Source organism: Achromobacter sp. 1012554356 (assembly GCF_059760815.1).
The window spans coordinates 21,961-28,927 of record NZ_JCBANC010000072.1; the positions used below are offsets into that span (position 1 = coordinate 21,961).

General features: G+C 65.0%; 6 protein-coding genes. All 6 read right to left on the reverse strand.

What is annotated here, in order from left to right; all coding sequences use genetic code 11:
- Positions 1 to 15: 15 nt before the first annotated feature.
- The 6 genes from AC6LJW_RS26170 to AC6LJW_RS26195 all read right to left on the reverse strand — a co-directional run bounded on the left by AC6LJW_RS26170 (position 16) and on the right by AC6LJW_RS26195 (position 6,902).
- Positions 16 to 1,125, reverse strand: coding sequence for a M14 family metallopeptidase (locus AC6LJW_RS26170; RefSeq protein ID WP_498088702.1), 1,110 nt, complete (start codon positions 1,123 to 1,125; stop codon positions 16 to 18).
- A 1-nt stretch (position 1,126) separates the two neighbouring features.
- Entirely contained in the window at positions 1,127 to 1,996 is an 870-nt protein-coding gene (locus AC6LJW_RS26175; RefSeq protein ID WP_498088703.1) for a VOC family protein, read from the reverse strand.
- A gap of 642 nt (positions 1,997 to 2,638) precedes the next feature.
- The gene (locus AC6LJW_RS26180; protein ID WP_056318048.1) at positions 2,639 to 3,379 is read right to left on the reverse strand and encodes an amino acid ABC transporter ATP-binding protein; all 741 of its coding nucleotides are present in this window, start codon (positions 3,377 to 3,379) and stop codon (positions 2,639 to 2,641) included.
- A gap of 18 nt (positions 3,380 to 3,397) precedes the next feature.
- Positions 3,398 to 4,498, reverse strand: coding sequence for an amino acid ABC transporter permease (locus AC6LJW_RS26185; RefSeq protein ID WP_498088704.1), 1,101 nt, complete (start codon positions 4,496 to 4,498; stop codon positions 3,398 to 3,400).
- A gap of 1 nt (position 4,499) precedes the next feature.
- Positions 4,500 to 5,663, reverse strand: a complete 1,164-nt coding sequence (locus AC6LJW_RS26190; RefSeq protein WP_082578815.1) for an amino acid ABC transporter permease — start codon at positions 5,661 to 5,663, stop codon at positions 4,500 to 4,502.
- Between the two features lie 30 nt (positions 5,664 to 5,693).
- Positions 5,694 to 6,902: an aminotransferase class I/II-fold pyridoxal phosphate-dependent enzyme gene (locus AC6LJW_RS26195; protein WP_498088705.1), complete on the reverse strand. Its 1,209-nt coding sequence runs from the start codon at positions 6,900 to 6,902 to the stop codon at positions 5,694 to 5,696.
- Positions 6,903 to 6,967: the final 65 nt, after the last annotated feature.

The following is a 6,967-nucleotide window of genomic DNA, read 5'->3' on the forward strand; positions in this document are numbered from 1 at the left end:
TTTAGAGGAAAGAAGTCACCAGCCCGCGACGCCGTCGATGGCCTGGCGCGTGATGTGCAGGCCATGCACCACGACGCTGCGCCGCCATACGCTGGATACGGGGACGAATGCGTCGACCAGGTCCGCGCGCAGTTGCGCATCGCGCGCGTCGTCTGGAGCCTGCGGTGCTTTGAAGCGCAGCCATTGATCCAGCCGCAGCGCGGACCGCATCTGCAGGCCGCGCGTGCCAAATTCGACGACCGCGCCGGCCAGCGGGCGATCGCCCAGCGCCTGCTGCACGCCGCGGAACACCAGCCCTTGATAATCGGGGCGCGCCAAGCCGTGCGGACGCTGGCCGCGCACGCGTTCAGCTCCCCACCAGCGTGCGGCCAGCGTTTGCTCCGCGCTGTCTTCGTCGTTGAAGCACAGGAAAAAGGGCTCGCCGTAATCGCCAATGCCGGTGTGCCAGTCGATGAACGCGACACGCTCGCTGGCCGCGAGGTGCTCGTCGACGATGCGGCGCAGTGTGCGGTTGGACCATTCCGGCCCCTGGCCGCCGAAGACCAGCCCGTCCGGATGCGTGTACTGGCCGCTGGCGGTCACGTTGAACAGCACATCCGCGCCGTGCGTGGTCTTGAACGTATCCAGCGCCCGCGCCGCGGCCTCGTGCGTGGACTCGGTCCACTGCGCCGGAATCAGATGCGGATGCAGCGTGGCGTAGTGCGGATTGGCGGGATAGGGGCGCGTGTGGTCGACGAAGTTGCGATTCAGGTCGACATTGTTTTCCGTGGTGCGGGTGTCGTGGGCATAGCCATATGGGTTCAGCGCGTGCACCAGGACGACGTTCACGTCATCGGGCAGGGGCCGCGCGCCGTCGGCGGCCAGCCATGCCCGCTGCACAGCGGAACCGGCCGCGCCTTCCAAACCGTGGGTGCCGCTGATCGCCAGGTGCGTGCGCGGCGCATCGCGGCGGCCCAGGATGGCCACGTCCACGCTCAAGGCATCGCCCTGCGGGTCCTTCAGCGTGGGATGTTCATAGCGGAACAACGCGGCCCCGCGTGCGGCCGCGTCGTCGACGAAGGCTTGGCGCGCGGACGAATAGTCGTTGGCAAAGCAGTCCCAGTAATCGGTCAGGGGCTGGCTCATCTCACACCTCCTGCACGAAGACCTGCAACGCGCCGCCCGCGTCGTCCGGCGACACCACCAGTTCGCCACGCGCATTCGTCCGGTACTTCACCTGGTTGGCATCGAACAGCGCGCGTGTCTGGTCCAGATCCCGAACGCCAATCACCGAGCCGGCAAACCATCCGCCTTGCGATGCGGCGGGCAGGTTCGTGGGCACTCGTACCTGCGGGTAGCGCTGCTCAAAGGCGGCGGGCGCAAGGAAGTCGATACGCAGGCTGCCGCGCCGCACCTGCAGGCCGTCGTCGGGCAGGTCGCTGGTGGCGATGGGGCCAAAGATGCGTTCGTAGCCTTCGCGCAGCGAACGGGGCTGGGGATGCACGACGATCAAGGCCTCGATGCGGCGCGCGCCGTTGGCATGGTCCTGCCATTCGGGGCGGTACACCAGATGGCGCGTCAGGTGACCGCACGTGAAGAAGTCGGGCACACCAAGCAGGCCTGCCGGAAACTGGGTGTTGTTCCAGGCAGCGTCTTCGCTGCCTTCGGGCAGATGCACGGGACGCCCGCCGCTGATGGGCGGTTCGGCGTCGATGCCCAGCGTCGCCAGTTCCGCGTGGACCGCGGTGCTGTCGGTGGTTTGCAAGGCGGTGGCTACCGGGCCTTCGTACGTGTCGTCAAACCCGCCGAAGCGCGCCTGCGCCTTGAGGTCTTCGGGGAAGGTCAGCAGCTCAAGGTAATTCGCGTCCAGGATGATCGTCTGATTACGCGTGCCGCGATGGTGCCTGCCCTGCGGGGCCAGGCTGAATCCCAGCTTGACGTAGCGGTCGGTCGCCGCCTGCAGGTCGTTGACCCGGATGATGTAGTGGTCCAGGCCCGTGACTGAAGGAAGGGACATCGGTATTCCTGTATGCGCTTAGAGAAAGACGCAGTCTGGCCGATGCGCCGTCACGCTAGAACGATTGAATTCTCATGTTGATATCTGATTTCTGATTCGCCGCGGCGGGGCTGCAGCGGCATATTCAAATCACTAATACGCATTCCGGGGGGATGGCCCCGCGCTGCGCCCTGATCTGGTTCTTTGTGCGGTGTATTGGGGAGACGGTGTCAGACACCCGGCCAACGGCCGCGGCAGCTTCAAGGCCATCTCACACGGGTGTCAGACACCTTGCCGCAGGTGTCTTACACCCGCCGCAGTGCCGCCGAGCTAGGTGGCTGACACCCGCCGACCTGCCGTGGCAAGTTGATGATGACCATCACAGAGTGTCAGACACCTTGCCGCAGGCGTCTTACACCCGCCAACCTGCCGTGGCAAGTTGATGATGACCGTCACAGGGTGTCAGACACCTTGCCGCAGGCGTCTTACACCCGCCGCAGTGCCGCCGAGCTAGGTGTCTGACACCCGCCAACCTGCCGTGGCAAGTTGATGATGACCGTCACAGGGTGTCAGACACCGGCCCCCGCCAACCGATCCCCCCAAACGAAAAAGCCGCCTTGCAAGAAGGCGGCTTGAAGAACTGCTCGGCGATGTTCCGGCGTTTCAGTGCAAGATCTGGCTCAGAAACAGCTTCGTCCGCTCGCTCTGCGGATGGTCAAAGAAATCATCCGGATTGTTTTCCTCGATGATCTCGCCGCGGTCCATGAAGATCACGCGGTTGGCGACCTTGCGGGCAAAGCCCATTTCGTGCGTCACGCAGATCATCGTCATGCCGCTTTCCTGCGCCAGCGTCACCATCACGTCCAGCACTTCCTTGACCATTTCCGGATCCAGCGCCGACGTGGGCTCGTCGAACAGCATGACCTTGGGGTTCATGCAAAGCGACCGCGCGATCGCCACGCGCTGCTGCTGCCCGCCGGACAACTGCCCGGGAAACTTGGCGGCCTGATCCGGAATGCGTACGCGCTCCAGGTATTTCATGGCCGTGGCTTCGGCCTGGGCGCGCGATTGCTTGAGCACCCACATCGGGCCCAGCGTCAGGTTCTCCAGCACCGTCAGGTGCGGGAACAGATTGAAGTGCTGGAACACCATGCCGACTTCCCGGCGGATGGTTTCGATGTGCTTCAAGTCGCTGGTCAGCTCGGTGCCGTCGACGATGATCTGGCCCTTCTGGTGTTCCTCCAGTCGGTTGATGCACCGGATCATCGTGGACTTGCCCGAGCCCGACGGGCCGCACACCACAATGCGCTCGCCCTGGGCCACGTTCAGATTGATGTTGCGCAGCACGTGGAACTGGCCGTACCACTTGTTCACGTCCTGCAGACGAATGATGGCATCGGACATGCCTGTTCTCCTTCGGGTTTACCGGGCGTGCCCGGTGGCCAGGCGCTGCTCGAGCGCGCGGCTGTATTTGGACATGGAATAGCAGAAGACGAAGTAGATGAGCGAGATGAAGAGATAGGCCTCCACCCCGAAACCTCGCCATGCCGCGTCGGACAGGGCCGCCTTGGCTGCCAGCGTCAGATCGAAGATGCCGATGATCACGACCAGCGACGTGTCCTTGAACAGGCTGATGAAGATGCCCACCAGCGGAGGGATCACGATCTTGAGCGCCTGCGGCAGGATGATCTTGCGAATCTGCTGCCAGTAGTTAAGGCCCAGCGAATCCGCGCCCTCGTACTGCCCCTTCGGGATGGCCTGCAGGCCGCCGCGCACGGTTTCCGCGATGTAGGCTGCGGCAAACATGATGATCGCGATCTGCGCGCGCAGCAGCTTGTCGATGGTGAATCCTTCGGGCAGGAAGAGCGGCAGCATGACCGACGACATGAACAGCAGGCTGATGAGCGGCACGCCGCGGATCAGCTCGATATACACGACGCACAGCGCCTTGATGGCCGGCATCTTCGAGCGGCGTCCCAACGCCAGCAGCACGCCGATCGGAAACGCGAAGGCAATGCCGAAGGTCGCCAGAATCAACGTCAGCGGCAGGCCGCCCCAACGGGCGTTTTCGACGTAGGTCAGGCCCAACACGCCGCCCCACATCAGCACGGACACGGCAGCCAGGCCCAGCGTCCAGATGAGCGCGAGTTTGCCGTTCCAGAAACGGCGCATGCCGCTGGCCACGATCACCGCGATCAGGATGCCGGTGGCGATCAGCGGACGCCATTGCTCGTCGAACGGATAGGTGCCAAAGAGGATGAGCCGATGCTTTTCAACGATGAACGCCCAGCAGGCGCCGCCCGCGGCGCGGCATTCCTGCGCGTTGGTGGCGTCGAAGCTCGCCTTGATGAAGGCCCATTCCACCAGCGCCGGCACGGCCATCAAGAGGCACCATGCCAGGAGCACGGTGATCAGGATATTGAGCGGCGAGGAGAACAGGCGGGATCGCATCCATGCCCAGGCGCCGCTTTGCGCGCCGGGCGGCGCGACGTCCGCGGCCAGGGTTTGCGTAGTGCTGCTCATCTCAACGCTCCACCAGCGCGATGCGCTTGTTGTACCAGTTCATGAATATCGATATCGACAGACTGACCGTGAGGTAGGCGCCCATGATGATCAGGATGCCCTCGATGGCCTGGCCCGTCTGGTTCAGGGTGGTGTTCACCACCGACACGATGTCCGGATAGCCAATGGCCACCGCCAGCGAGCTGTTCTTCAGCAGGTTCAGGTACTGGCTCGTCATCGGGGGAATGATGACGCGCAGCGCCTGCGGCAGAATCACCAGACGCAGCACCAGCCGGCGCGGCAGGCCCAGCGAACCGGCGGCTTCCCACTGGCCGTTGTTGACGGCCTGAATGCCCGAGCGCACGACTTCGGCGATGAAGGCCGAGGTGTAAACGGTCAGCCCCAGAAAGAGGGCGACGAACTCCGGCGAGAGCGTCAGGCCGCCAACGAAGTTGAAGCCCTTGAGCGCGGGCATGTCCAGCGTCAGCGATGCGCCGCTGGCGAGCCAGCCGATGACCGGAAATGCGACCAGCAGGCCGATGGCCGTGCGTCCCAGCTTGAACGGTTGCCCCGTCGCTTCCTGGCGTTTTGCGGCCCAATGCCCCACGGCGATGATCGCCACGATGGCCAGCCCCAGTCCGCCCAGCACCCAGTCCAGCGACGCGCCTTCCAGCCCCGGCACCTTGAGGCCGCGGTTGGAGATGAAGACGCCCGGAAGCGGATTGTGGGCCTGCCGGGGACCCGGCATGTTCTCGGTAATGAGCGCGTACCAGAAGAACAGCTGCAACAGCAGCGGCACGTTGCGCATCACCTCGACGTACACGGAGGTGATCTTGTTGACGAGCCAGTTCTTGGACAGACGCCCGATGCCGATGAAGACGCCCAGAATGGTGGCCGCGACCAGGGCCAGCAGGCCCACGCGCAGCGTGTTCAGGACGCCGACGAAGATGGCGCGGCCATAGGTGTCGGCGGGTGCGTAGGCGATGACGGATTCGCCGATGGCAAAACCCGCTTCGCGGTTGAGAAAGCCGAAACCCGTCGCGATGTTGCGCATCGACAGGTTGTGCAGCGTGTTGTGCACCAGGAACCAGACGGCGGCCCCGACGAGCGCCAGGGCCAGCGCCTGGTAGACCAGCGCCCGCGTGGCCGGATCATTCCAGGAGACCCGGCGCGGCGGCCGCTGCACCGGGTGTTGAGCGGTGTGCTGCGCCACGGTTCAGCCCGCCATCAGGGCGCTGACCGCGACAGTCAGGCGGTCCATGCCTTGCTCGATCACCTCGGTTGAGGTCGCGAACGAGAAGCGCACGTACGGCGACAGGCCATACGAACCGCCGTCGATTACGGCCACGCCCGCTTCGCGCAGGAAGAAGAGGCTCACGTCCAGGTCCGTCTTCAGTTCACCGTCGGGACCTTTCTTGCCGATCAGGCCCTGCACGTTGGCGTACACGTAGAACGCGCCGTCCGGCATGGCGCATGAAATGCCGGGGATGGCGTTCAGGCGGCTCACGATGAGGTCGCGGCGCTTCTTGAAGATCTCGACCATTTCCGTGACGCTGGACTGGTCGCCTTCCAGGGCTGCCTGAGCCGCCGCTTGCGAGATCGCGCTGGGGCACGAGGTGCTTTGCGACATCACGGTGCTCATGGCCTTGATCAGGTCGGCGGGGCCTGCGCCGTAGCCGACGCGCCAGCCGGTCATCGCGTAGGACTTGGACATGCCGTTGACGATGAGCGTGCGCTCAACCAGCTTGGGCTCGACCTGCACGGGCGAGGCGTGGGCCTGGCCGCTGTAGGTGAACGGCGCGTAGATCTCGTCGCTCAGGATCCACACGTTGGGATGGCGCACCAGCACGTCGGTCAGCGCGCGCAGCTCGGTGGCACTGTAGACCGCGCCGCTGGGGTTGCTCGGCGAATTCAGGATCAGCCAGCGCGTGCGCGGCGTGATCGCGGCTTCCAGCGTGGCGGCGTCAAGCTTGAAACCCTGCGACTCGGGGCCGGTGACGACGACCGGCTTGCCTTCGCCCAGCAGCACCATGTCCGGATAGGAAACCCAGTACGGCGCGCAGACGATCACTTCGTCACCCGGCTCCAGGCTGGCGGTCAGTGCGGCGGCGATGATCTGCTTGGCGCCCGCGCCCACGGTGATCTGGTCCATGCCGTAGCGCACGCCCACGGTCTGCTCCAGGCTGTTGGCGATCGCTTTGCGCAGGCCCACGGTGCCGTTCGGGCTGGTGTAGCGGATGTCGCCGCCCGCGATGGCGTCCTGGCCGGCGCGCGCAATGTGCGCGGGCGTGGGCATGTCGGGCTCGCCGAGCGTGAAGTCGGCGATCTCGCGGCCCTGGCGGCGGAGTTCGTCCACGACGATCTTGGCGGCCATGCTGGGCGAGGGTTTGATCTGTTTGAGTCGGGCGTTGACGATGCTGTTCATGGTGTTGCTGCGTAAAGAGTGTTCTGGCGCGGGCAGGGCCCGCAGGCCGGGGAAATGAAGGGCGG

Excerpts from the sequence above, each read along its gene's own strand:
- AC6LJW_RS26170 (WP_498088702.1), bottom strand. The coding sequence starts at position 1,125 with ATGAGCCAGCCCCTGACCGATTACTGGGACTGCTTTGCCAACGACTAT.
- AC6LJW_RS26175 (WP_498088703.1), bottom strand. The coding sequence starts at position 1,996 with ATGTCCCTTCCTTCAGTCACGGGCCTGGACCACTACATCATCCGGGTC.
- AC6LJW_RS26180 (WP_056318048.1), bottom strand. The coding sequence starts at position 3,379 with ATGTCCGATGCCATCATTCGTCTGCAGGACGTGAACAAGTGGTACGGC.
- AC6LJW_RS26185 (WP_498088704.1), bottom strand. The coding sequence starts at position 4,498 with ATGAGCAGCACTACGCAAACCCTGGCCGCGGACGTCGCGCCGCCCGGC.
- AC6LJW_RS26195 (WP_498088705.1), bottom strand. The coding sequence starts at position 6,902 with ATGAACAGCATCGTCAACGCCCGACTCAAACAGATCAAACCCTCGCCC.